Genomic DNA, 25,282 nt, shown 5'->3' on the forward strand with positions numbered 1-25,282 from the left:
GCCCGCTTATAGTTTTTGCGTGCCGCGCCAACGGCGTGCGCGCAGGCTGCCAAACGGACGCACGTTGCCGGTGTATTTGTTGAGGGGGTTGAGGAATTTGTCTACCGCCTTTTCGGCTTCTTCGCGACAGGCGTAGGGGCCGAAGGTCTTGCCGCCGCGGACGGTGAAGTACCAGTCGTCGTCCAGTTTGAAAAAACGGTCTGCTCGGGGAGGGATAGACTCTCCTTTTTCGCCACGACGATACTGCTGCATGACAACCTCGTTAATACCTCTGTAACGACTTCTTACTACCATCCCGCCAATGCCAGCGGTAACAGCACACCCAGTTAAAAGCCTAGCCAATAACCGGGTGTCACTCCCTGTAATTACCGGGATTTACAGGTCTTCGGCGCGAATTTGTGCCACCTGATCTTTCGCTTTCGGTGCACTGCTTTCTTCAGTGCCCGTGGGTGTGCGACGTACATAGAGATTCAGGCCCTTGAGCACATTCAGTGCTTCAAACACCTGGTTGTCACGGCTGTACCAGTCGTCCTGCTTGGCCTTGGCCCGCTTGCGATCTTCCGAGCCGCTTTCGGCACCGCCGTTGCCGTTACCCAGGTGCCCGGCCAGATCCGCTTCGGTGGTGCGTGCGCGGCCGTCCAGGCGGGTAACCTGCACTCTTTCAACGGTGATATCGGGCTTGATGCCCTGCGCCTGAATGGAGCGCCCCTTGGGGGTGAAATAGAGGGCGGTGGTGAGTTTGATCGCGCGATCCTGGTTGATCGGGATAACGGTCTGCACCGAGCCCTTGCCGAAACTGTCGGTGCCCATGACCACCGCGCGGCGATGATCCTGCAGTGCGCCGGCGACAATTTCCGCGGCGGAGGCAGAGCCGTCGTTGATCAAAACCACCAGCGGTGCGCCGTTGGTGACATCGCCGGCACTGGCGGAGTAGCGCAAGTTGGACGAGTCATTGCGGCCCTCGGTGTAAACCACCAGCCCTTCCTCAAGGAACGCATCCACCACTTCCACCGAGGATTGCAGCACGCCGCCGGGGTTGTTGCGCAGGTCGACCACCAGCCCTTTCAGTTCGCCCTTTTTCTTCAGCTTTTTCATGGCGCGCATCAGGTCGCCGCCGGTGTCCATCTGGAACTGACTGATCCGCAGGTAGCCGTAACCGTCTTCGAGCATCTCGCCGCGCACACTGTATACGCGCACCTTGTCGCGCTTGACGGTGACATCGAAGGGCTCCTTGTGGCCCTTGCGGCCGATGGTCAGGGTGACCGAGGAGCCTACCGGGCCGCGCATTTTATCCACCGCCTCGTCCAGGCTTACCCCGCGCATGGATTTGCCCGACAGGCGCAGGATCACATCACCGGCGCGCAGTCCGGCGCGGGCGGCAGGTGTGTCGTCCATCGGGGTAATGATGGTGATGTAGTCGTCTTCGATACCCACCTCGATACCGAGGCCGGCGAATTCACCGGTGGTGTTGGCCTGCAGGTCGTCGAACGAGCGGCTGTCGAGGTAGGCGGAGTGCGGGTCCAGCCCCTGCAGCATGCCCTTGATGGCGTATTCCAGCAGGGTGCTGTCGTCGACTTCATTGACGTAGCCCTGACGGATCTGTTCGAACACTTTGGCAAAGCTGCGCAGGTCTTCCAGCGGCAGTCGGGATTCGGCTTCCTGGACCGCGCGTACGGCGCTGTTGTCCTGGTCGCCCTGGCTGAGTCCCATCAGCGGAAGAGCGGCGAGAGCGGCGGCGCCAATCAGGCGGGCCAGTGTTTTGGTGGTGAACATCATCTGCACGTCCTTGGCATTTATCGTTACTGTCCATGAAGAATTGTAGACCCGGCACTCCCGTGAGGTTTGAACTTGGCGGGGAAACGAACTGGCGTGTGTTGCGCAGGGATAAAAACGCAGCGGGGAGTGTGGTAGGGCAGCGTCGCCTGTTTTGCGGGCTTGGTTATGGACGTGGTGGCGGGCTTAGCCCCTGCACCACACCGTGGGGTCCTGCGGCTTGCCGCGGTGGCGGATTTCGAAATAGAGCCCGGCCTGGCTGAGACCGCCGGTATTGCCCACCTTGGCGATGGTATCGCCGCGCTCCACCCACTCGCCGATAGCGCGGGTGAGGGACTGGTTGTGGCCATACAGGCTCATGTAGCCATCGCCATGGTCGAGGATGATCAGCATGCCCTGGCCGCGCAGGTAGTCCGCGAAGACCACGCGCCCCCGGTGGATCGCCTTGACCGGTGTGCCCTCGTTGGCACGCAGGGTGACGCCGGTCCAGGTGATGCCATTGGCGCGGCGCTGGCCAAAGGCGTTGGCGCGACGGCCGCTGGTGGGCCACTGCATGCGCCCGCGCTGTTTGGCGAACGGGGTCTGGTCGCTAGGGTTGATCAGGCTGGCAATGGCGCGGCCCACTTCGTCTACCAGACGTTGCAGGCGGCCGCGGTCGCTGTGCAGCTGGTTGAGTTCACCGCTTTTGCTGGCGAGCTGCCGCGCGAGCTTGTCGAGGGTGCGCTGGCGATTTTGCTGTGCGCTCACCAGCGCGCGGCGCTTTTCTTCCAGCTGGCTGCGTTCGTGGGCCAGGGTGTCCTGTTCGCGCTGGATGCCGGCGCTGACGGTGGAGAGCTGGTCGAGGGTTGAGACGTAATCGCCGATGACGCGGCTGCGTTGTTTGAGGAAGTAGTCGTGATAGCGGAGCTGGCGGGCGATGTGCTGGGGGTCTTGCTGGTTGAGGAGCAGTTTGACCTGCTCCTGGCGACCGAGTCGGTAAGCGGCGGCGACTTCCTGCTCGACCCGCCGCTGCATACTTCGCCGGGATTCCTCCAGCTGCTGTTCTTCCTTCTTCAGCTCCTGCAGTTTTTCGCCGCGGCTCTGCATGTCGGCTTTGATCTTGTCGATCCGTTGCAGCAGTTCCGAAATGTCCTTCTCATTGGATTCCAGGTCCTTGAGCAACTGGTCGCGGTCACTTTTTACCTGGTTCAGTTCCTGCTGCAGGGCCTCGATGCGCTGCTTGATCTCCGCCAGCCGCGCCTGCTGTTCCTCGTCCGCCGCCTGCGCGAAGCAGGCGGGGACCAGAAGCAGAGACGACAGCAGGGCTGCAATAACGACGGCAGATATGTTCATGGAGATGGTTCTACCTCGCGGGACTGGCCCGGGTTAGTTCACTTTTACCAGCGGCTCACCGCTCATTTCCACCGGCTGTGGCAGGCCCATCAGCGCCAGCATGGTGGGCGCTACATCTGCCAGGCTGCCACCGTCGCGCATGGTGACCTCGCGCTCACCGATGTACACAAAGGGCACCGGCAGGGTCGAGTGCTGGGTGCTCACCTGGCCGGAGCCCGCATCGAACATCTCTTCCACGTTGCCGTGGTCGGCGGTGATCAGCACCTCGCCACCGGCCGCCAGCGCGGCTTTGGTCACGCGGTCCACGCACACATCCAGGGCTTCCACCGCTTTGACGGCGGCCTCGAACACACCGGTGTGGCCCACCATATCGCCGTTGGCGTAATTGCAGATGATGGCGTCGAACTTGCCGCTCTCAATGGCTTCCACCAGCTTGTCGGTCACTTCCGGCGCGCTCATTTCCGGCTGCAGGTCGTAGGTGGCCACATCCGGGGACTGGATCAGAACGCGTTCTTCGCCATTGTAGGGCGCTTCGCGGCCACCGCTAAAGAAGAAGGTCACATGGGCGTATTTTTCTGTCTCGGCGATACGCAGCTGGGTCTTGTTCTGCGACTGCAGATATTCGCCAAAGGTGTTCACCAGGCTTTCCGGCGGGAAGGCGCAGCTGGCGTCGATGTCGGCGGCGTATTCCGTGGTCATCACAAAATCCGCCAGCTTCGGGGTGGCCGCACGGGGGAAGCCGTCGAAGTCGGGGGCGGTGAAGGCACGAGTCAGCTGGCGCGCGCGGTCCGGGCGGAAGTTCATGAAAATCATTGCGTCGCCGTCGTTCACCGGCGCCGGAGCGCCGATACGGGTGGGGGCGACAAATTCGTCGTTCTCGTCCCGTGCGTAAGCAGCCTCGAGGCCGGCGAGGGCGGAATCCGCCGTGTGCTCGGCCACGCCCTGGGTGATCAGGTCGTACACCGGCTGCACGCGGTCCCAGCGGTTGTCGCGGTCCATGGCAAAGTAGCGGCCGCTGATGCTGGCAATGTGTGCGTTGCCCAAGGCGTCGCACACCTGGGTGAGGCGTGCCAGTGGGGTTTCCGCACTGCGCGGTGCGGTATCGCGGCCGTCGGTAAATGCGTGGATGTAAACCGCTCTGGCGCCGCGCTGGGCGGCGAGGGTCGCCATGGCAACGATGTGGTCATCGTGGCTGTGGACACCGCCTTCCGACAGCAGGCCCATGATGTGCACGGCGCCGTTGTTGGCAATCGCCTTGTCGACCGCCGCGGTATAGGCCGGGTTGGTGAAGAAGTCGCCGTCCTTGATCGCCTTGTTGATGCGGGTGAAGTTCTGGTACACCACGCGGCCGGCGCCGAGGGTCATGTGGCCCACTTCCGAGTTGCCCATCTGTCCTTCCGGCAAGCCCACCGCCATCCCCGAGGTGTGGATCAGGGTTTTCGGGCGGCTGGCCCAGATCTGGTCCCAAACCGGGCTCTTGGCCGCGGCAATGGCGTTGTGCTCCGCGTGCTCACTGTGGCCGAAGCCATCCAGAATCAGCAGTACCAGCGGGCGTTTGGGCGAAGTCTCGGATGCCATGGGATCGGAATTCCTGTATTGGGTTGCGTGGAATATCGTTCGGCGTCGGTGCCAGGGGACGGAACTCGCGGGGGAGTTTTACCGCAGGTGGCGGATTTTAACCTGTTTCCGGGCTCCGGGTCAGTAATGGAGCCTGTTTTGCAGGCGTGGCACCGCCGGCCCGCGGTGAAATTGCTGATTAAGAAATGGCCATCATCGTGTATACTGCGCCACCTTCAAACCGCCGGACCGCATGTGGTGCACAGGGGCTTTCCCGTTGCCGTACAATACCCGGCGCAAACGTGACCGACTGCCGCGTCAGTGGTCCCATTTAAAACAACAATTGTGAATTTCTGGGGGCGAAGTGGATTTTTTCGTCTTTATCAGCGAGCAGTGGCTGCTGGTGAGTCTGTTGGTAGCGCTGATTTACGTACTGGCGATTACCGAACGTATCAAGGCGGGCAAGCCCGCGTCCGCGAATGAGGCCACGCGCCTGATCAATGCTGAGGATGCCCGGGTGGTGGACCTGCGCGACCGCTCGGACTTCGTTGCCGGGCACATTGTCGATGCCATCCATATCCCGCACGGCGAGGTCGAGAAGCGCATTGGCGAACTGGCACCCTATAAAGAAAAGACGCTGATCCTGGCCGACAAGATGGGCCAGCACGCGGGACCGGTGGGCCGCCAGCTGAAGAAGGCGGGCTACAATGTGCGCCGCCTCGAGGGCGGTATGTCCGAGTGGTCGAATCAGAAGCTGCCGCTGGTCAAAGGCTGATTCGGCGCCCTGAAACCCTTCGTCAGAGAAGCCAAGAGGTTATTCGGTTGTGAAAGAAGTTGTTATCTACACCACCCGCTTCTGCCCCTTCTGCGTGCGCGCAAAGTACCTGCTGGACAACAAGAACGTCCCCTATACGGAGATTTCCGTGGACGGCGACCGCGCCCTGCGCGCGGAGATGACCGCCAAGGCAGGGCGCCATACGGTACCGCAGATCTGGATCGGCGATCACCATGTGGGTGGCTGCGATGAGCTGATGGCCATCGAGCGCAGCGGCCAGCTCGATCAACTGCTGGCGTGACGCCCGGCGCGGGCTCAAGAATTTTCCGTGACGTGCCTTGAAAGGGTATTTCGAGGCCCCCATAAGTAAGACCCATACAGGGAGTCTTTCTATCAGGGAAGGCAGTCAATAATCTATTTTTTACGACAGGCAGTGACATGGCTGAAGAACAAAACGGCGCAGCAGTAAACGGCGACGCACAACAAGTCCAATTCGCAATGCAGCGCATCTACCTGAAAGACCTCTCTTTCGAGACGCCGATGGGTGCCGAGGTTTTCAAAAAGCAGTGGAAACCAGAAGTTAATCAGGAACTGAACACCAAGACCGCCAAGATCGATGAAGATCTGTACGAAGTGGCGCTGACCCTGACCATCACAGTCAAGATCGAGAACGAGACGGCGTTCCTGGTCGAAGTTCAGCAGGCCGGCCTGTTCGGTATCAAAGGTCTGGAAGGCCAGCAGCTGGCTCAGGCGCTGAACACCGCCTGCCCGAACATCCTGTTCCCCTACGCCCGCGAAGTGGTGGACAACGTTGTGACCAAGGGTTCATTCCCGGCCCTGATGCTGCCGCCGATCAACTTCGACGCCCTGTTTGCCGCTGCCATGCAGCAGGCGCAACAGCAGGCCGAGCAAGGCGCAGAGAAGACCGACGCAGACGCATAAGGCGCGGTTGTTCCAGAAAAAGGCTCCTTCGGGAGCCTTTTTTGTACCCGGCAGCAGAGCCGCCAGTGAAAGGGAGCAAACATGCAGTGGGACTTCCCCCAACCGTATATCCACGTCGTTCGTGTCACCCCGGAACACGTTGACGGCCTGCACCACGCCAACAACGCCGAATACGTGCGCTGGTGCGAGCGCGCCGCCTGGCTGCACAGCAAGGAACTGGGGCTGGATGTCACCCATTACCAGTCACTGGATCGCGGAATGGCCATTCGCCAGGCCGAGTACGACTATATACTGGCCGCCAGAGAGGGCGATGAACTGCGCATCGGTACCTGGCTGACCATGGTCGACGGCCGCCTCAATATGACCCGCAAGTTCCAGGTGTACCGCGCCAGTGACGAGGCCCTCGTGCTTCGCGCCAGCTGGCAGATGGTGTGCATTGAGCTCTCCAGCGGCAAGCCCAAACGCATGCCGCAAACCTTCAAGGATATCTACAGCCCTGCGGTGGTCTCTGTCGCGGGTGACTGACGGCCACTGCGCCTCTTCGACCCTGAACCGCTATCCCATGGGAGTGCCCGCATGAGCGACGTGATCACCCTGACCAAAAACACCGGCGCCCTCAAAGGCAAAACCATCTTCATTACCGGCGCCAGCCGCGGTATCGGGCGTGCCATAGCGCTCAAATGTGCCGCGGATGGGGCCAACATTGCCATTGCCGCGAAATCCGCCGAGCCGCACCCCAAGCTGCCCGGGACCATCTTCACCGTGGCCGAGGAAATCGAAGCCGCCGGCGGGGTCGCCCTGCCCATGCAGGTGGATGTGCGCAACGAGGAGCAGGTGGCGGAGGCGATCAAGAAAACCGCCGACACCTTTGGCGGCATCGATGGCGTGATCAACAATGCCGGCGCTATCAACCTCACCAGCATCGAGGCGACGCCCCCCAAGCGCTACGACCTGATGATGGATGTGAATGCCCGCGCGGTGTACCTGACCGCGCACCTGGCGATCCCCTACCTCAAGCAGTCCTCCTGCGGGCACATCCTCAGCCTGTCGCCGCCGCTCAACCTGGAGCCGCGCTGGCTCGGCCCCTTCGCCCCCTATGCGCTGTCCAAGTTCGGCATGACGATTCTGAGCATGGGGCTGGCGGCGGAGCTGCAGAAGAGCAAGATCAGCGTGGCGACCCTGTGGCCCCGTACCCTGGTGGCCACCGCGGCCATTGAGTTTGCGGTGGGCAGCCGGGAAATGTTCGAGCAGAGCCGCAAGCCCATCGTGATGGCGGATGCCGCCTACGAGGTGCTGATCACCGACAATCAGGGTCTGAACGGTGCCCAGTTGATCGACGAGACCCTGCTACACGAACGCGGGGTGGAAGATTTCACGCAATATGCGCACAATCCCGCCAAGGCCGGTGAACTGGCAGTGGATCTGTTTCTCGATCCCTGACGTACCCAGGCCAGATACCGTGGTAATTGGGGGGATGTTGTGGACAAGAGTGACCTGGAAGACTTTCGCGGTGCGATGGGAGCGCTTGGGGATGTACAGCCACTGTCCCCCCGGCAGCGCGAGAGCGCCTTGCGCAAAAACACCAAAGACCCGCTCAACCAGCGCGCGCGGCGCGAATCTGCAACCGCCCAGACCTATCGGGAACTCAATCCCCTGGGGGGCGAATTTGTCGAGCCGGTCGAGCCGTTCGATCCCATTGAATTCAAGCGCGACGGCGTGCAGAACGGCGTGTACCGCAATCTTCGGCTGGGCAAATATACCGTGGACGCGCGCCTGGACCTGCACAACCACACCGTGGAAATGGCCCGCAGTTCGCTGTATCAGTTTGTGCGGGATTGTGTGGAGGCGGATGTGCGCTGTGCGTTGATCACCCACGGTAAGGGCGAGGGGCGCAAGACCCCGGCGATGCTGAAAAGCTGCGTGAATGCCTGGCTGCCACAGTTGCAAGAAGTGCTCGCGTTTCACAGTGCGCAGAAGCAGCACGGCGGTCTCGGCGCGACGTATATCCTGCTGCGCAAAAGTGAGCGCAAGCGCCAGCAGAACCTGGAGCAGCACCAGCGCCGCTCGCGCCCCTGAAGTGACGCCCTTTCCAATCAATACATGTTCAGGCAGCCCCAGAGGCTGCCTTTTTTGTGCGCCGGCGTCGGTCTACTGGGGGTGCCTTTCACCGGCCTGTTTGAACTCCAGACGGGTGCCGTTGCTCCCCTCCAGTATCAGTCTGTCGCCGTGGATGCGGGCGTGCGTCGCTCGCGGCAGGGCCAGTAAAAAATCCTTTTCCAGCTCGCTGCTGTCACGGCGGCCAGCCATGCGCGCGGTTTTCGGTGGTTTGAGCCAGCGGATGGCGCCGCTGTCGGCCAGTTGGAATTTGCCCAGGTAGGGGTTGGAGCCGGCGCTGCCGCGCACGAAACCCAGTTTGTCGCAGCCGAGGTAGGGGCGGTCGCGCCACATTTTTTTCCAGAACATGCTCTGCTTGTGCTCGCGGCCGTCGACGGTCAGGCTGTCCAGTAGCCACTCTCGGTCACAGATGGCGTCGCTGCCGGTATCGGTCATGGCGGAGGGGGCGGTGTCCTGGCTGCTGCAGCCACTCACGGCCAGCAACAAGAATGCCAGCGCGAGGGCGCCAGCGCTCGCAAGCCTGGTGTGGGAGATGATGTGTTGTGGCGGCGGGATCAGGCGGTGCATGTCATCCATCCGGTGGCCTTTTGCGCCATTTAACACCAATCGGCTAAGGCAGTCTGTGACCGATCCGATCTATCCGGCATCTGCCGAACGCAGTGGTAGGGGCGGCGACTGCGCTCAGCCACCCGCCTTGATGTATTCGATATAGATGTCGCCGGAGGCGTCGCGCAGGATCAGGCGGCCGCCACCACTTTTGACGAAGGCCTGGCGCGTACCCGACAGGGCGCGCAGGTACTGGGTTTCCTGCTCCATCAGCTGGGGTGGGCCGGCCATTTTGGTGGAGGCGAAGCTGGCGGTATCCCACAGAATCTGGCCGTTGGCGGTGATCTGCATGGCGCCGCGGTAGGTGTTGATGCCGCTTTTGCCCATGGATTCACCATCGCTGTTGCACAGGAAGGTGAATTCTTGCGGCTGGTCGACCGGCACTGCCTGGCCGTTGATGCGCAACAGGCGCATTTCCCACTTGTCGCCACAGACGCTGGCGATGGAGCCGGGGTTCTGGGTGGGCCCGGACTCCTTGCTGTCCATGTTCATACAGCCAGCAATCACGATGGCGAGGCCGGTAAGCCACGCCGGGACCACTTTATTGGTACCGGTTCGGATCATTCCTTTTGCTCCCTGTTCCTGCTCCCTGCGTGCAGATAGATCAAGCTTAGACAGCTGCGGACTTTGCGAGAGGGCTGCGGCGCCAGCTTGTGGCGGAAAGGGTCACAGAAACAGGGAGTGACGGGCGTCAGTGCCCCCCGAAGGGGGTGAGTGGTGGCTAGGACTGCCGTACGCAGCGCACCACCACTTTTGAGTCCAGCTCCTGTTCAAAGCAGCGGAAGCGGGTGCCGTTCACATTCAGGGAGCGGGGCGCGCCGCGGCTGCCACTCCTCGGCCTGCGGTCGGAGGCTCTGACCGACAGGTGCGCCGGATCCATATGTGGCGGGACTGCGCTACTGAAAGCGCGATTTGCGTGACTATCCCTGGGCTCGGTTGATGTACAACCCGCAACAACTCCTGTCGCAATTGCCGCCGTCAGCAGAATACTACTCAATTTCTGCACGCGGATACCTCGATGGCTTGGTTCAAGCAGCGGCGTCACTGCCGCCCTCTCTTTCAGGTTAGAAGAGGATGCCGCCAAAGTGTGAAATTAGGCGCCAATTTAGTTATTGGTGCGCCTCGGGAGCGGTGGTGCCTGTGGAGGGAAAGAAGAGGGATACGCACATAGTGCAGAAACTGCAGGGCATAAAAAAGGGGCCCAGAGGGCCCCAACAATGCAATGTACAACGAATGGGAGTGACGGTTCTTAGAAGTTGTAGTTACCTGTGAGAGCGATAGTGCGTGGTGCGCCGTAGAAGCCTGTCTGGAAGACAGGGCCAAAATCGTAGCCCGCGATGCGGTACTCAGTATCCGTCAGGTTCTTGCCTTGCAGACCAAGGTTCCAATTGCCGTCGGCGCTATAGTAGGTAGCCGTCAGGTCAACCAAGGTGTAACCGTCTTGGTCTAGGATGCTTGGGGTTTCGAAGATCTGCGTGTCGGAGCGGTAAGACGCTGATGGGACGACAACCAATTCGCCGCCAGCAACCGGAAGGGACCAGTTCAATCGAACCATGGCAGTCGTATCCGGTGTGTTCTGCATGTCGCGAGTATCGGAGATGTCCATACCGCCAGAGATAAACTCAACAAACTCGGCATCTACCCAGCCTAGGTTCGCGTTCGCAGAGAGCGTGTCGGTCAGTGCCAGGGACGCTTCCAATTCGAGGCCCTGAATACGCGATTTACCAGCATTCAGCACGTCGCCTGCAGTAGTACCGTCATCAAGCAGTCGCTGAGTCGTCAGCTGCATGTCGGTGTAGTCAGCGCGGAACAAGGCACCGTTTACACGCAGACGGTTGTCGAGGAGGTCAAGCTTCCAGCCAAACTCAACAGTGTCCACTGTTTCGGGAGCGTAGCCTTCTCGTGTTTGCGGGTTGGCTGTTTCAACGCCGCGCATATCGAAACCACCTGACTTGAAGCCAGTGCTGTAGCTTGCATAAATCATGGCGTCGTCGCTGACCTGGTAATCCAAGCCTACGCGAGGGCTGAACTCACCCCATGAGTCGCTGTTGGTGTAATCCGTGCGAACGGCTAAGACGACGGGGTCAGCAGAATCGGCATAGTACTTGTCATGAGAAAGGTCGCTACCAAGACCGGCGACTACCGCGTTGTAAACGTCGGCTTCCTTGTCATCTTTTGTATAGCGGCCACCCAGGTTCAGGTTCCACTGATCGGCAAACTGCCAATTGTAGTGTGCGTAGGCCGACAGGCTTTGGGTGTCTACACTGCCGTTCACTGCAACAGTGATCGGGTCCAGAACCGCGTCATAGCCGCCAGCTGCAGTTCCGTCGTAGTAGTAAATACCGCTGACCAGATCAGCATTTTCGCCTTGCCAGATAAGCTGGAATTCTTGAGTAAACTGCTCATCGTCATACACCGCGGGAACGTCGAAGCTAGCGGTATTCACGCTGTCAAAATCGATGACAGTTTCAGTCTCACCTTCGCGGCTGGCGGTCACTGATTTGACGGTTACGCTGTCAGACAGCTTCCATTCGGCTGTCAATGACATGCCACTGGTTTCGACAAGGTTGTCTGAAGGCAGGTTTGACTCGGTGTCGTAAACGCTACCCAGCACAGCTTCTCCGTTAATGCCCGGGTTGAAGCGATGTCCATGCTTGGACGCTGACTTGTCGGTAGTTTTGTCTGCGGCAAAGCGGAAGAAAAGGTCTTCGGATGGCGAGTACTCCAGGCTGACGCGGGCAGCCAGAATGTCCTTGTTGTACTGATCTTCGCCGGTTCGGACATTTTCACCGAATCCGTCACGGTTGAAGCTAGCGATCGCTGCGCCGATATTCAGGTTTTCGGTCAAGCCGGTGCTGGCTTTGAGCTTCAGGTCGCGCTGGTTATAGCTTCCCAGTGTGCTGCCGATCGATACTTCAGTATCACCGCTCATCTTCTTGGTCACGTATTTGACCGCACCACCGATGGTGTTCTTGCCGTACAGGGTGCCCTGCGGGCCGCGCAGCACTTCGATGCGCTCCACATCGAACACATCCATAACCGCACCCTGCGGGCGGGCAATGTAAACATCGTCAATATAAATGCCCACACCTGGCTCGTATCCCCACAGCGGATCCTGCTGGCCAATACCGCGAATGAAAGCGGTCAGGGTGGAGTTGGTTCCGCGGCTCACCTGTAGAGTGGTGTTCGGGGACATCTTCTGGATTTCGGTCAGGTCGGTAATACCGTTGTCCATCAGCTGGGCTTCGCTAATGGCCGACACCGCCACCGGCACTTCCTGCAGCGACTGCTCGCGCTTCTGCGCGGTCACGGTCACTTCTTCCAGCTGGGGTTCTGCGTAGGCAAGGGATGCACCACAGGCGAGCATGATGCCTGCGGCAAGAGGGTTGAATTTAATTGGATTGCGCATGGCTCTCTCCGATCACCGGTTTATGGTTTTTATCTAAGTTACGGATTTGCACTGTATCTGCTGATCGCGACCTTGCCTGTTAGACCAAGGTATGACGCCGGTCGCAACGGGTGAACAGGACACAAAACGAACTATCGGTTACTCTCTTCATCATAAACAAAAAAATGAATGAGGCGCCAATTGTTCAGCCTGACCCTGCTGGCCGCCGTGGGCCTGACCTACCTGCTGATGCTGTTTGCCATCGCCTTCTGGGGTGACCGGCTGCCGGCCGGGCGTATTCGCCCGCTCAAACCCCTGTTGCTGGCCCTGGCCGGCACTTATACCAGTGCCTGGATGTTCTTCGGCGTGCCCGCGCAGGCGGTCACGGAGGGCTGGCTGCTGCCCCCTACCTTTGTCGGCGCCAGCATGATGCTGGTCTTTGGTGCCCCCTTGCTGATGCGCTTTGTGCGCCTCTCGAAGCAGCAGGGCTCCACCTCCATCGCGGACTTTATCAGCGCCCAGTACGGCGGCTCCCAGTGGCTTGCGGCGGTGGTTGCCTTATTGGCGGTGGTGGCCATCGTGCCGTATCTGTCCCTGCAGTTGCGGGCGGTGGCCGACAGCTTCCTGCTGCTGGCGCAGAATGTGGAGGACCGGGGTATCAGTGGCTCGGTGGTGACCGCGGTGGTGAGCGTGACCCTGGGGCTGTTTGCGGTGCTGTTCGGTACCCGGCATATCGACAGCAGCGTGCACCGCAATGGCATGCTGCTGGCGGTGGCCTTCGAGGCGCTGGTCAAGATCGGCGCCCTGATCGCGGTGGCCTGGTTTGTGGTGTACAGCGCGTTTGACGGTGCCGCCGATCTCACCCGCGCGGCACTCGCCAGCGACAGGGTGGCGGCCATCGCCGAGGCGCGTCCGGCCGACACCGGCTATCTGGCCGTAGTGATACTGGGCATGGCGGCCATTTTCTGCCTGCCGCGGCAGTTCCATATCCTGATGATCGAGAGTGACGACGAGCGGGATATAGGCCCGGTGCGCAAGTTAATCCCCCTGTATCTGGCAGTGGTGTCCCTGGCAGTACTGGCGGTGGGCTACGGCGGCATGTTGTGGTTGCCGGAGAGCTACGCCAACGCGGAGCGCTTTGTGCTGGGCGTGCCGCTGGAAAGTGGCATCCCGTGGCTGGCGCTGCTGGCCTTTGTGGGCGGGCTCTCCGCCGGCTCCAGCATGGTGATCATCGCCACCATCGCCCTCTCCACCATGATCGCCAACACCATGATTGTGCCCTGGTGGCTGAAGCGGCTGCAGCAGCGCCCGGCAGGGGTGGCGCTGGGCAGTGACCTGCGGCGGGTGCGCCGCGGCATTATCGGCCTGCTGATGCTGGCGGCGTTTGGGGTAAGCGAGCTGATCGGTTCCGGGGTGAGCCTCGGTACCTTTGGCCTGTTGTCCCTGGCGCTGGCGGCGCAACTCGCGCCGGCCATGATCGCCGCGGTGACCTGGCCCGCACGCTGGCCGCGGCTGCGCGCCGCCGGTGTGGTTGTGGGCCTGTTACTGGGGTCGCTGGTGTGGGCAATGTCTGCGCTGCCGGCGGCGCTCGGCGGAGAGGACCGCATCGCCGCGCTGCTGGGGCTCGGCTGGAACCCGCTGACCATCGCCTGCGTATTCGGGCTGGGTATCAACGGGCTGGCGCTGATCGGCTGTTCGCTGCTGCAGCAGCGCTGGCTGCCCGGCAGTGCGGCGGCGGAAGTGGCGCCGGTGGATCGTGCGCGTTTGCGGCAGCTGCTGGCGCGCTTTGTGGGTGAGGATGCGGCGAACCGCGCCTTGGCGCCGATGCAGGAAAACGCGGACACACAAGCACCCGGTGCCTCTGCGGAGCACTATCGCGAAGCGGTCGAAAAAATCCTCGCCGGTGTGGTGGGCAGCACCAGTGCGCGCCGCCTGGTGCGCCAGTTAGGTGAGCCGGATGTCACCACCCAGCAACTGGAGCAGGCATCGGATATCTACCAGTTCGGGCGCGGTCTGCTGCAGAGCAGTATCGATAACATCGACCAGGGCATCTCGGTGGTGGATGGCAACCTCAACCTGGTGGCGTGGAACCGCCGCTATCTGGAGCTGTTCCACTATCCCCCGGAAATGATTTACGTGGGCAGGCCGGTGGCGGAGCTGGTGCGCTACAACGCAAGCCGCGGCGAGTGCGGTCCCGGCGTGGTGGAAGACCATGTGAACAAGCGCGTGGAGCATTTGCGCAACGGCACCGCCTACCGGGTGCAGCGTCACCGCACCGACGGCACGGTGCTGGAGATTCGCGGCAACCCGCTGCCCGGCGGGGGCTTCGTTACCACCTACACCGATGTCTCTGACTACCAGCGCGCGCTGGCGGAGCTGACCGATGTGCGCAACTCGCTGGAGCACAAGGTGGCGCATCGCACCGCCGAGCTGGAAAGTGTGAATGACGAACTGCAGACACTGAATCACGAATTGCAGGAGGCCAGCGCCGGCAAGACCCGCTTCCTTGCCGCCGCCAGTCACGATCTGGTGCAGCCGCTGAATGCCAGCCGGCTGTTTATCGATGCACTGGCCGCACACCCCCTGGAAGATGGCAGTCGCCAGCTGCTCACCCGCGCCGACAGTGCCCTCGCCGCGGCGGAGCAGTTGATCACCGACATGCTGCAGATTGCCCGCATGGACGCCGGCGACATCAAGCCCAGCGTAGCCCCGGTATCCCTCGACAGCATCCTCGACGATGCCGTGGCCCAGGCGCGCCTTGCGGCGGAGGCGCGCGGCATCCGCCTGCGCTACCGCCGCAGTAACCTGTGGGTGCAAAGTGACGAGAAAATGCTGCGGCGTGTCGTGCAGAACCTGCTGGACAACGCGGTCAAATACACCCGTGAGGGCGGAGTGCTGATCGGTGCGCGCCGCCGTGGCGGTAGTGTTTCCCTGGAAGTCTGGGATACCGGTGAGGGGATTGCGCCGGACCAGCAGCAGGCGATTTTCCGCGAGTTCTGCCGGCTCACGCCAAAGGGCGCCGCCGGTCAGGGGCAGCGCCAGCACGGTTACGGGCTGGGCCTGGCCACCGTGGAGCGCCTGTGCCGCCTGCTGAACGCGCCGATTGGCCTGTCCTCGGTGCCCGGCCGCGGCAGTGTGTTCCGGGTATGCCTGCCGCGCGCCACCGCGCGGGTGAATGTGCGGCCCAGTACCAAAAGCAGCGGCGGGCGCGGTGCACCGCTGGACCTGCAGATCCTGTGCGTGGACAACGAGCCGGCGATTCTCGAAGCGATGGCGGCACTGCTTGGCGGCTGGGGCTGTACCGTCCAGTGTGCGCAGAATCGCCGGGAGGCGCTGGCTGCTGCCGAGCCGGACCTGCTGCTGATGGACTTCCATCTCGACGACGGTGACAACGGCATCGATCTGGCGGCGGAGCTGCTGGCGCAATGGGGCGGCGACGTGCCCTGTGTGATCATCTCCGCGGAGAACACCAACACGGTGAAGGCGCGCGCCCAGCAGGCGGGTTGGCAGTTCCTGCAGAAACCGCTGCGGCCGGCGGCTCTGCGCGCGTTGCTGCAGCAAGGGCTGCGGCGCACCCTCGATACGACCAAGGTCGTATAGGCAGGGGGCGTCTTCGCGCGCAGTCTGAAACGTATTATCCGGAAGAATAAAAAGTGGTATCACAGCGATGAAAAAATACTTGTTGGAAATTCTGATGTTCAGCGCCTATGCGCTGTTCGCGGCCAGCTGGGTGTCCGGGGCCATTCTCACCCCGGCCATCCAGGCGTCCTTTGGTGAAGAGGGGTTTGCCAATGCCACCTGGGGCAGCAATGTCATCACCATTGCCAAAATTATCGGTAACCTGGCCGCCGCAGCGCTGCTGATGCGGCTGGGTGCCAAGCGCGCCTTTGCCATCGCCATCATATTGATTGCCGCCGGTGGCTTTGGTGCGCTGGCGGATACCTACGGTGGCTGGCTGCTGTCGCGCCTGGCACTGGGGCTCGGTGGCGCACTGGCGATTGTGTATTTCGCACCGGTGGTGCTGCACTACTTTGCCGCTGAAGAGCGCCCCATGATCAACGGCATCAATGCCGCCGCGTTCAATACCGGCAACCTGCTGGCTCTGCTCTCCACCACCGCACTGCTCAGCTGGCTGGGTAGCTGGCAGTCCATAGTGGTGCTGTACGGGGTGATGGTGCTGGCGCTGGGCGTGCTGTGGTGGCTGACGGCGGAGAACTTTTCGCTATCCGGCGGTGCAGACAAGCCCCAGGAAAATTACGGTTTCAAGCAGGGCGTGAAAGAGGGCTTCAACTGGTGGCTGCCGCTGGCGTATTGCGGTGTGCTGTTCTGCTACATCGCGGTGTTCGCCCTGTTCCCGCTGATCGACGGCTTTGCCGTGGCAAGCCACCATCTGTCTGCGGTGATGATCGCCGCCGGCATGGTGGGCACCGTGGCGGGCATCATCGTGACCAAGCGCTTCCCGCTGCGCCTGCCGGTGCTGCGCTTTGGCGGCCTGGCGCTGGTGATCTTTGCCGCGCTCATGGTCACCAGCCGTGACCCGATCATCGCCTACGCTGCCGCTGCCCTCGCGGGTTTCTGTATGTTCCTGCCGATGACCGCTCTGGTCACCCTGCCGCAGGAACTGCCGGGCATGACGCCGGCGCGTATCACGGTGACCTTTGCCATGTTCTGGTCCGTTTCCTACGGCGTGGAGACGGTGCTGATGTACGGCGCTGGCCTGCTCGCGGATATTACCGGTGAGCCGGCCACCGCGGCCTACTTCGCTGTGGCCTGCTCGGCGTCACTGTTTGTGTTCTCATTCCTGTTGCCGGAAAGCGGTAAAAAAATCGAAGTGGAAAATCTGGAGGCGGACAATGCGGCAGCTTGAACCCAAACTCGCGGAATGGCTGGAGGCGGTCAACGCGCAGGTGGCGCAGCTCAAGGCGGCGGGTTTTGAGCCCACCCCGATTTCCGCCCGTGAAAGCCTGGCCAACCTGACCCGCAATTTTGTCGAGCCCGGCCCGGAAATGACCGTGTGCGAGACCCTGGTGCAGGGTGGTGAGTACCCGGTGCCGGTGCGGATCTACCAGCCTGCAGCGACCGAAGAGGGAAGCGCGAAGGAAAAGGCGGCGATTATTTACTGCCACGGCGGTGGCCATATGGCCGGCAGCGTGTCGGTGTACGATCCCATCTGCCGTCGTATTGCCGAGGCTTGCGGGCGCATGTTGATCAGCGTGGAATATCGCCGCGCGCCGGAAAATCCCTACCCCGCAGCATTGAATGACCTGATCAGCGTGGTTCGTCACCTGGGGGCGGCGCTGGATAAAAAAGGCATCGCCCACAATGGCCGCTGGATTCTGATGGGCGATTCCGGCGGCGGTGCGCTGTGCGCCTCGGCCAGCCGCTTGCTGCAGCATCAGCCGCATACCATTGATGCGCAGGTGCTAATTTACCCGAGCCTCGACTACACCATGCAAACCCCGTCTATCGAGGAAAATGGCCGCGGCTATCTGCTGGAGAAGGAAAAGATTCTCTGGTATTTCAACAACTACCTGCAGAACGCAGAAAATCCCCGGCAGGTGTCACCGCTGTATGGGGAGTTCACCCGCAACCTGCCCGCCAGCCTGGTGATCACCGCCGAGTTTTGCCCGCTGCGGGACGAGGGTGTGGAGTATGTGCGCCAGGTGCGCGAGGGCGGCGCCAATGCCGAGCTGCTGCACTTTAACGACATGATTCATGCCTTCCTGAATATCGAAAACCTGGTGCCAGACGCCTGTGGACGGGTGTACCGCCACACCGCAGAATTTCTGCACGGCCTGTGATAATGCTGTCGCCCGCCTGCGTTGCAGGTGGGCGGCAAGGCGTGCTCCCGTCGATACCTCCCGCCCTCTTTTTCCTGATCACCGGCAAGTGCTTCGACTTGATTGCAGATGTTGGCACGTATTGCGCATACATGCCCGGTGCCTGTGCCTGCTCGCACCGCGCCCGGTAGTCTCCTTGATTGTCCCTGTGGAGCCGGGCAAACTGCCATCCACACGTCGGATTCATTGCAGGCGATTACAACGATAAAGAGCCGAACATGAGCGAAGCACTGATCGTCCTCGATCCTGCGGCAGAAAAAAGCCTGCAGCAGCAAATTCGTGAAAAACTGATCCAGGGAATCCTTTCCGGGAGCATTCCTGCCGGCCATAAAATGCCGTCGTCACGGCGTATGGCGGAACAGCTGGGGGTGGCCCGCAATACGGTGGTGCTCGCCTATCAGCAGCTGGTGGACGACGGCTTTCTCGTTACCCGCGAGCGCAGCGGTTTCTATGTGAGCGAAACCGTCTCCCAGCAGGGGGTGATCAGCCACGGTGCCGGGGATATTCCGCGGCGGGATGAAGATGACCGCAGTTACTGGCGCAATCACTGTAACCCGGTGTCGGTGAGCCGCCGCGCCCTGCAAAACCGCCCCGCCAACTGGCTGCAATATCCCTATCCTTTTGTCAGCAACGAGTACGACCCCCGCCTGTACCCCGGTGCGGAATGGCGTGAGTGTACCCGGGACATTTTTACCGCGCGGGAAGTGGCTCAGTGGGCCACCCTCGGCAACAACGAGGATGACCGCAATCTGGTGGAGCAGATATGCACGCGCCTGTTGCCGCGGCGGGGCATTTATGTGGAGCCCGGCCAGATACTGTTAACCAGTGGGATGGAGCAGGCCTACCACCTTTTGGGTGAGTTGTTGCTGGGCGATGAGCGCACCTTGGCCCTGGTAACACCGGCCGGCGGCGAGAGTGGCGAAATTTTTCGTCGCACCGGTGCGCGCTTGCTGTCGCTCCCCCAGGACGCGGACGGGCCACTGGTCGAAGAGACGCTGCGGCAAGCAGACTGTATTTATCTGCAACCGAATGTCCACAACCCCACCGCGGTTACCACCAGCCTGGAACGGCGGCGGCTGCTGCTGAGGCAGGCCCGCGAACAAAAGGCGGTGGTCATCGAAAACGACTGTGACCACGATTTCTGCTACCACGGTAACCCGCTCCCGCCCCTTAAGAGCATGGATGGCGGTGGTTCGGTGATTTACCTCTACCAGTTTCCCAAGGTGATCGACCCGGGCATGCAGCTCGCGTTTGTGGTTGCGCCCAAGCCGGTAATCCAGCGGCTGCGCGCGCTGCGCTATACCCTGCGCGAGCGGGTGCCGGCCCTGAACCAGCGCCTGCTGGCAAAATTTGTCGCCGCAGGGCATCTGGACGCCGCGCTGTTCAAGATTACCCAGCAGTTGAAGGAGCGCTGGTCCGCACTGGGTGAGGCGCTGATGTACCACTTGCCGAAACTCAAGGTTCGACGTGCCAGCTGTGGCACCGCCTGCTGGCTGGAACTGCCTGCGCATATCGATCCTCTGCAGCTGCAGATTCGGGCCGAGCAGAATGGTTTGTTGCTGGAAACCATTAGTGACGGTCGTGCCGTACGCCTTGGTTTTTCGGCAATCGACGCAGACAAGATCGAGCCCGGAGTAAAGGTGTTGGCGCAGCTGATCAGCGGAGAGCTGCATGCGGAGGAAGAAACGCTGGCAGGGGCGAGCGGCCGCCATCTCACCGCAGTCGACCTGCAGCGGGAAATGCCGGGGGCTATTTTTCTCGGTACCAACACCCTCGGCGAGTCATATCGCATCGAGCTCAAGCCGGATGGCACCATGCTCGGGTATTCACGCAACGATGTGGAGATGGACGAAACCGATACCGGGCGCTGGTGGCTCGACGGCGACCAATGGGTGCGTCAATGGCGCAACTGGTCCTATGGGCGCAAGGCCAGCTTCCATGTGGTTACCGATGGCCACCGGATCAAGTGGTTTAATGAGTTGGGCAAACTGATTGATACCGCCATCGTGGCCAACGAATAACGCCGGTCTTTGTGCGCGCTGATTTAACCCGTGGACTTGCGCACTTTGCGCTTGCGCCGCCGCCCGCTGTGCAGGCGCGTCAGCGCCCAGTCAATGTGCTCCTGCACCAGCGGGGTTGCCGCGTCCCGGGCCTGCTCCAGTGCGGCGATGATTTGCGGGGCCGGGTCTGCATTGCCCAGCGCCACCGCCAGATTGCGCTGCCAGCGCTCAAAGCCGATGCGGCGAATCGCCGAGCCCTCGGTCTTTTTCAGGAACTCGTCTTCCGTCCACTGAAACAGCGTCACCAGCTCCCCGTTATCCAGCCCGTGGCGGGGGTGAAAATCCGCTTCCGCGGTTGGTTTGGCGAACTTGTTCCAGGGGCAGATGATCTGGCAATCGTCACAGCCGAACACCCGGTTGCCCATCGGCTCGCGCAGCTCCTCGGGAATCGGACCCTGATTTTCGATGGTCAGGTAGGAAATACAGCGGCGCGCGTCCAGCGTGTAGGGGCCCACAAACGCGTCGGTGGGGCACACCTTCAGACAGGCGGTGCAGGTGCCGCATTGATTCGGTTCTGCGCTGGTCGTGACGGGCAGCGGCAGGTTGGTGTAAATCTCGCCGAGAAAAAACCAGCTGCCCGCCTGGCTGTTGATCACCATGCAGTTTTTGCCAATCCATCCCAGCCCGGCCTTTTCCGCCAGTGCCCGCTCCATTACCGGTGCGCTGTCGGTAAAGGCGCGGCCGCGGCTTTCAATACCGTGCGCATCACAGTAGCGCTCGATCTGCTGCGCCAGTTGCGCCAGCCGTTTGCGGATAAGCTTGTGGTAATCGCGGCCGTTGGCGTAGCGCGAGACATAGGCTTTGTCCGGGCTCTTCAGAATGTTTACCGGTTGCGTATCCGGGGGCAGGTAATCCAGGCGCACACTGATCACCCGCAGGGTGCCCTCTTCCAGCAGTTCCGGTCGCCAGCGTTTTTCACCGTGGGCACCCATCCACTGCATATCGCCGTTGTAGCCAGCCTGCAGCCACTGCTGCAGGCGTTCGCCGTGTTGCTCCAGATGGCAGTCGGTAATGCCCACCTGTTGAAAGCCAAGCTCCCGCCCCCAGTGCTGAATCTGCTCGGCCAGGTCTTGCAGGGTTTGGAGGTCCGGGGTGGCGCTCATAAAAAAAGGGATGACCCTGTGTGCGGCGAATCGTGGGTTGAGGCGGTATAATTGCCGGTATTTTGCCACAGTTTAAAAATTGACCACAGAATCTGAGCGCAAAAGGTGAAACTAGCCACAGGGCTTGCTCACTGCGCTTGGCCACCGTCATCGCCAACATCGGAACGCAGTAACTACCATGGACAGTCAGACCAACGCCGCCCGCCCGCCTGTTTCGGCCCCGCAATCTCTTTACAGTGCGGAGGCTGTGCGCCAGCTGGATCAGCTGGTTATCAGCCAGCAGCAGATCCCCGGCCTTGCGTTGATGAAGCGCGCCGGTCGCGCGGCCTATGACTGCCTGCGCAGCCGCTGGCCCGACCTGGCGGCGATCCAGGTATTTTGCGGTGGCGGCAACAATGGCGGAGACGGCTATGTGATCGCCGGGCTCGCCGCCCAGCGACAGATTCCCGTCACCGTGTTTATGGCCGTGCCGGCCGAGAAACTGCAGGGCGATGCACTCGAAGCCTACCGCTTTGCCGAGCGCGAGGGTGCCAGCCTGGTGTCGAGCCTGGAAGCCTTGCCGCCGGTGGAGAAAAATACCGTGCTGGTGGACGCACTGCTGGGGACCGGTTTCAGTGGTGCCCTGCGGGCGCCGATGGACAGCGCCATTGCCCACATGAATGCGGCGGGGGCGCCGGTGCTGTCGGTGGACCTGCCGTCCGGCCTGCACGCAGACAGCGGTACCGCGGAGAGCGGTGCGGTTGCAGCGGATGTGACCATCACCTTTATTGGCCGCAAGGTCGGCCTGTATCTGGGCCGTGGCCCCGCGCTGACCGGAGAGGTGGTCTTCGACGATCTGGGTGCGGCTCCGGCCATTTACCAGCAGGTGCCGGCGTTGCTGGCGCGCCACAACGGCGGCAGCCTGGAGCGCCTGTCTCCGCGTGCTGCCGACAGCTACAAAAACCAGTTTGGCCATGTGCTGGTGGTCGGTGGTGACCACGGCTTTGGTGGCGCGGCCTTGATGGCGGCAGAGGCCACCGCTCGCGCCGGCGCCGGGCTGATCGCCCTCGCGTCGCGCCCGGAGCATGTGGCCGCGGTGCTGACCCGCTGCCCGGAGGTAATGGCGCATCCGGTGGTGTCCGGCCAGGAGCTGGAGCCACTGCTGGAAGCGCCGGATGTGATTGCCGTAGGCCCGGGGCTGGGCCAAAGCCCGTGGAGCGAACAATTACTGGCACGCGCTGGCCGCGCCCGGGCCAAGCTGGTGCTGGATGCGGATGCGTTGAATATTCTCGCCGGCGGCCGGGTACTGGCAGGCGTGCAGCGCGACGACTGGGTGCTCACTCCGCATGTGGGGGAAGCAGCGCGGCTGTTAGGTGTATCCACCGCCGAGGTCAGTGCCGACCGCGTGGCGGCAGCGAAAGCCATTCAGCAAAAATTCAGTGGCGTCGTGATACTTAAAGGTACCGGCACACTTATCGCCCACAGTGAGGGTGTGGAACTGATTAACAGTGGCAATCCGGGTATGGCCTCCGGCGGTATGGGTGACCTGTTGACCGGTGTGATCGCCGCACTGCTCGGGCAGGGCATGGCGCCGCCCGCGGCGGCGCGGCTGGCGGTGTGGCTGCACGGCGAGGCCGGCAACCGCGCGGCCCAGGATGGCCAGCGCGGCCTGCTCGCCACTGATTTGCTGCCGCATATCCGCGCGCTGGTGGATTGAGCGTTTGTCCGAAGGATTTGTTCGAGGGATGTCGATGTGAGCACACTGCCTGTGGATAAAACCCTGTATCTCGCCGACGAGGCCGCCACCGTGGCGGCTGGCGAGGTGCTGGGCAAAGCCTGTGCCGCCAGTGGCCTGGGTGCCGGCCTGGTGATTTTCCTCGGCGGCCAGCTGGGCGCCGGCAAGACCACGTTCAGCCGTGGTGTATTGCGTGCATTTGGCCACCGCGGCGCGGTAAAAAGTCCGACGTATACTCTGGTGGAACCCTACGAGTTTGCCCCCGGCAGCGAAGGCGAGCGCCGGGTTTATCATTTTGACCTCTATCGCCTGGGCGATGCGGAAGAGCTGGAGTATATGGGGGTGCGGGACTATTTTGGCCCCGGCAGCCTCAGCCTGGTGGAGTGGTCCGAGCGCGGCGCGGGGGTGTTGCCGCACCCGGATATGGAACTGATCCTGCAGCTCAAGGGCGAGGGGCGTGCACTGAAACTGGTGGCGCTGAGCGAAGCCGGCGCGTTGGTACTGGCGGGCGCGGACTTCCCACGGGATTGATACACTGGGGTGAGTGGTTGGGCCCGAAACGGCAATAGATTCCACGGGGCAATAATAATGAGCGGAGCAAGGTTGCCAGTGCGACTTACAGCAAAATTGACTGCAAATAGGAATTTCAGGCTTGTCGCCCTGTTGCTGGCGGTGCTGGTTATGCTGCCGGCTGCTGTGGCCAACAGCGCGGAAGTCGAAGGGGTGCGCCTGTGGCGCGCTCCGGATCACACCCGTCTGGTGTTCGATCTCGATGGCCCCGCCGAGCACAAGTTGTTCACGCTCACCAACCCGGATCGCGTGGTCATCGACGTGAGTGGCGCCAAGCTGTCCACCGGCATCGAGGGTCTGCCACTGGCGGATACGCCCATTGCGGGCGTGCGCCATGCGGTACAGAACAATCGCGACCTGCGTGTGGTGCTGGACCTGAAGCAACGGGTCAATCCCCGCAGCTTCGCCCTGCGCCGCCACGAACAGCTTCCCGATCGGCTGGTAATTGACCTGCACGACGGGGGCAAGGTGGAGGAGAAGACCATCGAGCAGGTGCAGGTGGTCAGTGGCAAGCGTGAGATCGTTGTTGCCATTGATGCCGGTCACGGTGGTGAAGACCCGGGTGCACTCGGCCCTGGCGGCCTGCGCGAAAAAGACGTGGTGCTGGCCATCTCCCGCTACCTGCAAAAGTCCATCGATGCGCGCCCCGGCTTTGTCGCCAAACTGGTGCGTACCGGCGATTACTACATTCCCCTGCGCGACCGCGTGAAAAAAGGGCGTGAACTGCGCGCGGACCTGTTTGTGTCGATTCACGCGGATGCCTTTACCCGCAAAGATGCGCGCGGCGCCGGCGTTTATGCGGTGTCCTCGCGCGGTGCCACCAGTGAGACGGCGCGGTTTCTCGCGCAGCGGGAAAACGAATCCGACCTGATCGGCGGCGCCGGCAGCCTGAGTCTCAGCGACAAGGACGACACCCTCGCCGGTGTACTGCTGGACCTGGCGATGACCGCCACCATGAACGCCAGCCTGGATATTGGCAGCAGCGTGCTGAGTTCCCTGGGCAGTTTCACCCACCTGCACAAGAAGAAAGTCGAGCAGGCGAACTTCTCTGTATTGCGCAATCCGGATGTGCCCTCGATTCTGGTAGAGACCGGCTTTATCACCAATCCTCAGGAAGCCCGTCGCCTGCGTGACCCGTCGTTCCAGAAGCGCATGGCGGAGAAGCTCGGCGACGGCATCGTGGCTCACTTTACCGCCCGCCCACCTGCGGACAGCTGGCTTGCGGCCAATGCCAATCGCATCGACCGCAAGCATAGAATCCTGCGGGGTGATACCCTGTCCGGCATTGCGGCCCGCTACAACATTTCGGTGGCCGACCTGAAGCGGGCCAACGGCATGCGCACCTCGATGATCCGGGTGGGGCAGACGCTGACTATCCCGTCTGGTTGAGTGTCGTGGCTCCGCACTGCGGCAGCGGAGGTCGTTTTACCTTCGGTGGCGGCAGGCTACTGGGAATGGCTTTTCGAAACCGCTACCCGGTGCTCCTGCGCCACAACAATTCACTAGA

21 protein-coding genes are annotated in these 25,282 nt (G+C 61.9%); 13 read left to right on the top strand and 8 right to left on the bottom strand.

Annotated features, from left to right (window positions below):
- Positions 1 to 6: 6 nt before the first annotated feature.
- The 4 genes from AU182_RS03060 to gpmI all read right to left on the bottom strand — a co-directional run bounded on the left by AU182_RS03060 (position 7) and on the right by gpmI (position 4,683).
- Positions 7 to 252 carry a DUF6316 family protein gene (locus tag AU182_RS03060; protein ID WP_066960442.1) on the bottom strand — a complete coding sequence of 82 codons (246 nt, stop codon included), beginning with the start codon at positions 250 to 252 and terminating at the stop codon, positions 7 to 9.
- A 123-nt stretch (positions 253 to 375) separates the two neighbouring features.
- The gene (locus tag AU182_RS03065; protein ID WP_066962069.1) at positions 376 to 1,773 is read right to left on the bottom strand and encodes a S41 family peptidase; all 1,398 of its coding nucleotides are present in this window, start codon (positions 1,771 to 1,773) and stop codon (positions 376 to 378) included.
- A 186-nt stretch (positions 1,774 to 1,959) separates the two neighbouring features.
- Complete coding sequence (locus AU182_RS03070; RefSeq protein ID WP_066960446.1) at positions 1,960 to 3,105, bottom strand: murein hydrolase activator EnvC; 1,146 nt, start codon at positions 3,103 to 3,105, stop codon at positions 1,960 to 1,962.
- A 33-nt stretch (positions 3,106 to 3,138) separates the two neighbouring features.
- On the bottom strand, positions 3,139 to 4,683 hold the full coding sequence (gpmI, locus tag AU182_RS03075; RefSeq protein WP_066960449.1) for a 2,3-bisphosphoglycerate-independent phosphoglycerate mutase: 1,545 nt from the start codon (positions 4,681 to 4,683) through the stop codon (positions 3,139 to 3,141).
- A 343-nt stretch (positions 4,684 to 5,026) separates the two neighbouring features.
- Here gpmI and AU182_RS03080 point away from each other — a divergent pair, with 343 nt between their 5' ends.
- The 6 genes from AU182_RS03080 (at position 5,027) to smrA (ending at position 8,455) form a co-directional block, all read left to right on the top strand.
- Positions 5,027 to 5,437: a rhodanese-like domain-containing protein gene (locus AU182_RS03080; protein WP_066960452.1), complete on the top strand. Its 411-nt coding sequence runs from the start codon at positions 5,027 to 5,029 to the stop codon at positions 5,435 to 5,437.
- A 49-nt stretch (positions 5,438 to 5,486) separates the two neighbouring features.
- Positions 5,487 to 5,738 (top strand): glutaredoxin 3, encoded by a 252-nt coding sequence (grxC, locus tag AU182_RS03085; RefSeq protein ID WP_066960455.1) that lies wholly within the window; start codon positions 5,487 to 5,489, stop codon positions 5,736 to 5,738.
- A 137-nt stretch (positions 5,739 to 5,875) separates the two neighbouring features.
- Positions 5,876 to 6,379, top strand: a complete 504-nt coding sequence (secB, locus tag AU182_RS03090) for a protein-export chaperone SecB (RefSeq protein ID WP_066960458.1) — start codon at positions 5,876 to 5,878, stop codon at positions 6,377 to 6,379.
- An 81-nt stretch (positions 6,380 to 6,460) separates the two neighbouring features.
- Positions 6,461 to 6,904 (top strand): thioesterase family protein, encoded by a 444-nt coding sequence (locus AU182_RS03095; RefSeq protein WP_066960460.1) that lies wholly within the window; start codon positions 6,461 to 6,463, stop codon positions 6,902 to 6,904.
- Between the two features lie 51 nt (positions 6,905 to 6,955).
- Positions 6,956 to 7,819, top strand: coding sequence for an NAD(P)-dependent oxidoreductase (locus AU182_RS03100; protein WP_066960463.1), 864 nt, complete (start codon positions 6,956 to 6,958; stop codon positions 7,817 to 7,819).
- Between the two features lie 39 nt (positions 7,820 to 7,858).
- Positions 7,859 to 8,455 carry a DNA endonuclease SmrA gene (gene smrA / locus AU182_RS03105; protein ID WP_227718098.1) on the top strand — a complete coding sequence of 199 codons (597 nt, stop codon included), beginning with the start codon at positions 7,859 to 7,861 and terminating at the stop codon, positions 8,453 to 8,455.
- Between the two features lie 72 nt (positions 8,456 to 8,527).
- Here the strand turns inward: smrA and AU182_RS03110 are convergent, their stop codons facing one another.
- The 3 genes from AU182_RS03110 to AU182_RS03120 form a co-directional block, all read right to left on the bottom strand.
- Positions 8,528 to 9,061, bottom strand: coding sequence for an META domain-containing protein (locus tag AU182_RS03110; protein ID WP_193754277.1), 534 nt, complete (start codon positions 9,059 to 9,061; stop codon positions 8,528 to 8,530).
- A 114-nt stretch (positions 9,062 to 9,175) separates the two neighbouring features.
- Positions 9,176 to 9,664: an META domain-containing protein gene (locus AU182_RS03115; protein WP_066960469.1), complete on the bottom strand. Its 489-nt coding sequence runs from the start codon at positions 9,662 to 9,664 to the stop codon at positions 9,176 to 9,178.
- Positions 9,665 to 10,349: 685 nt separating this feature from the next.
- Positions 10,350 to 12,509 (bottom strand): TonB-dependent receptor, encoded by a 2,160-nt coding sequence (locus AU182_RS03120; RefSeq protein WP_066960473.1) that lies wholly within the window; start codon positions 12,507 to 12,509, stop codon positions 10,350 to 10,352.
- Positions 12,510 to 12,677: 168 nt separating this feature from the next.
- On the opposite strand from AU182_RS03120, the gene AU182_RS03125 reads away from it, so the two are divergent.
- The 4 genes from AU182_RS03125 (at position 12,678) to AU182_RS03140 (ending at position 20,349) form a co-directional block, all read left to right on the top strand.
- The gene (locus AU182_RS03125) at positions 12,678 to 16,088 is read left to right on the top strand and encodes a PAS-domain containing protein (protein ID WP_066960475.1); all 3,411 of its coding nucleotides are present in this window, start codon (positions 12,678 to 12,680) and stop codon (positions 16,086 to 16,088) included.
- 67 nt (positions 16,089 to 16,155) lie between these two features.
- Positions 16,156 to 17,355, top strand: coding sequence for an MFS transporter (locus tag AU182_RS03130; RefSeq protein ID WP_066960478.1), 1,200 nt, complete (start codon positions 16,156 to 16,158; stop codon positions 17,353 to 17,355).
- The gene (locus tag AU182_RS03135) at positions 17,342 to 18,289 is read left to right on the top strand and encodes an alpha/beta hydrolase (protein ID WP_066960481.1); all 948 of its coding nucleotides are present in this window, start codon (positions 17,342 to 17,344) and stop codon (positions 18,287 to 18,289) included. The genes AU182_RS03130 and AU182_RS03135 overlap by 14 nt, the downstream gene beginning before the upstream one ends.
- A gap of 257 nt (positions 18,290 to 18,546) precedes the next feature.
- Positions 18,547 to 20,349 carry a PLP-dependent aminotransferase family protein gene (locus AU182_RS03140; RefSeq protein WP_066960484.1) on the top strand — a complete coding sequence of 601 codons (1,803 nt, stop codon included), beginning with the start codon at positions 18,547 to 18,549 and terminating at the stop codon, positions 20,347 to 20,349.
- Positions 20,350 to 20,372: 23 nt separating this feature from the next.
- Here AU182_RS03140 and queG read toward each other — a convergent pair whose 3' ends face one another.
- The gene (queG, locus tag AU182_RS03145) at positions 20,373 to 21,491 is read right to left on the bottom strand and encodes a tRNA epoxyqueuosine(34) reductase QueG (RefSeq protein ID WP_066960487.1); all 1,119 of its coding nucleotides are present in this window, start codon (positions 21,489 to 21,491) and stop codon (positions 20,373 to 20,375) included.
- 178 nt (positions 21,492 to 21,669) lie between these two features.
- Between queG and AU182_RS03150 the strand changes: the two genes are divergently transcribed.
- The 3 genes from AU182_RS03150 to AU182_RS03160 all read left to right on the top strand — a co-directional run bounded on the left by AU182_RS03150 (position 21,670) and on the right by AU182_RS03160 (position 25,164).
- Positions 21,670 to 23,187 (top strand): bifunctional ADP-dependent NAD(P)H-hydrate dehydratase/NAD(P)H-hydrate epimerase, encoded by a 1,518-nt coding sequence (locus tag AU182_RS03150; protein WP_066960490.1) that lies wholly within the window; start codon positions 21,670 to 21,672, stop codon positions 23,185 to 23,187.
- Positions 23,188 to 23,223: 36 nt separating this feature from the next.
- Entirely contained in the window at positions 23,224 to 23,736 is a 513-nt protein-coding gene (tsaE, locus tag AU182_RS03155; RefSeq protein ID WP_066960493.1) for a tRNA (adenosine(37)-N6)-threonylcarbamoyltransferase complex ATPase subunit type 1 TsaE, read from the top strand.
- 150 nt (positions 23,737 to 23,886) lie between these two features.
- On the top strand, positions 23,887 to 25,164 hold the full coding sequence (locus AU182_RS03160) for an N-acetylmuramoyl-L-alanine amidase (protein ID WP_227718099.1): 1,278 nt from the start codon (positions 23,887 to 23,889) through the stop codon (positions 25,162 to 25,164).
- Positions 25,165 to 25,282 lie beyond the last annotated feature (118 nt).

The sequence above is a fragment of the Microbulbifer sp. Q7 genome (assembly GCF_001639145.1).
Classification (GTDB): domain Bacteria; phylum Pseudomonadota; class Gammaproteobacteria; order Pseudomonadales; family Cellvibrionaceae; genus Microbulbifer.

Excerpts from the sequence above, each read along its gene's own strand:
- AU182_RS03095 (WP_066960460.1), top strand. The coding sequence starts at position 6,461 with ATGCAGTGGGACTTCCCCCAACCGTATATCCACGTCGTTCGTGTCACC.
- gpmI (WP_066960449.1), bottom strand. The coding sequence starts at position 4,683 with ATGGCATCCGAGACTTCGCCCAAACGCCCGCTGGTACTGCTGATTCTG.
- secB (WP_066960458.1), top strand. The coding sequence starts at position 5,876 with ATGGCTGAAGAACAAAACGGCGCAGCAGTAAACGGCGACGCACAACAA.
- AU182_RS03140 (WP_066960484.1), top strand. The coding sequence starts at position 18,547 with ATGAGCGAAGCACTGATCGTCCTCGATCCTGCGGCAGAAAAAAGCCTG.
- queG (WP_066960487.1), bottom strand. The coding sequence starts at position 21,491 with ATGAGCGCCACCCCGGACCTCCAAACCCTGCAAGACCTGGCCGAGCAG.
- AU182_RS03120 (WP_066960473.1), bottom strand. The coding sequence starts at position 12,509 with ATGCGCAATCCAATTAAATTCAACCCTCTTGCCGCAGGCATCATGCTC.
- AU182_RS03125 (WP_066960475.1), top strand. The coding sequence starts at position 12,678 with ATGAGGCGCCAATTGTTCAGCCTGACCCTGCTGGCCGCCGTGGGCCTG.
- AU182_RS03115 (WP_066960469.1), bottom strand. The coding sequence starts at position 9,664 with ATGATCCGAACCGGTACCAATAAAGTGGTCCCGGCGTGGCTTACCGGC.
- AU182_RS03070 (WP_066960446.1), bottom strand. The coding sequence starts at position 3,105 with ATGAACATATCTGCCGTCGTTATTGCAGCCCTGCTGTCGTCTCTGCTT.
- AU182_RS03160 (WP_227718099.1), top strand. The coding sequence starts at position 23,887 with ATGCTGCCGGCTGCTGTGGCCAACAGCGCGGAAGTCGAAGGGGTGCGC.
- AU182_RS03110 (WP_193754277.1), bottom strand. The coding sequence starts at position 9,061 with ATGCACCGCCTGATCCCGCCGCCACAACACATCATCTCCCACACCAGG.
- AU182_RS03150 (WP_066960490.1), top strand. The coding sequence starts at position 21,670 with ATGGACAGTCAGACCAACGCCGCCCGCCCGCCTGTTTCGGCCCCGCAA.
- AU182_RS03130 (WP_066960478.1), top strand. The coding sequence starts at position 16,156 with ATGAAAAAATACTTGTTGGAAATTCTGATGTTCAGCGCCTATGCGCTG.
- AU182_RS03100 (WP_066960463.1), top strand. The coding sequence starts at position 6,956 with ATGAGCGACGTGATCACCCTGACCAAAAACACCGGCGCCCTCAAAGGC.
- AU182_RS03135 (WP_066960481.1), top strand. The coding sequence starts at position 17,342 with ATGCGGCAGCTTGAACCCAAACTCGCGGAATGGCTGGAGGCGGTCAAC.
- AU182_RS03060 (WP_066960442.1), bottom strand. The coding sequence starts at position 252 with ATGCAGCAGTATCGTCGTGGCGAAAAAGGAGAGTCTATCCCTCCCCGA.
- AU182_RS03065 (WP_066962069.1), bottom strand. The coding sequence starts at position 1,773 with ATGTTCACCACCAAAACACTGGCCCGCCTGATTGGCGCCGCCGCTCTC.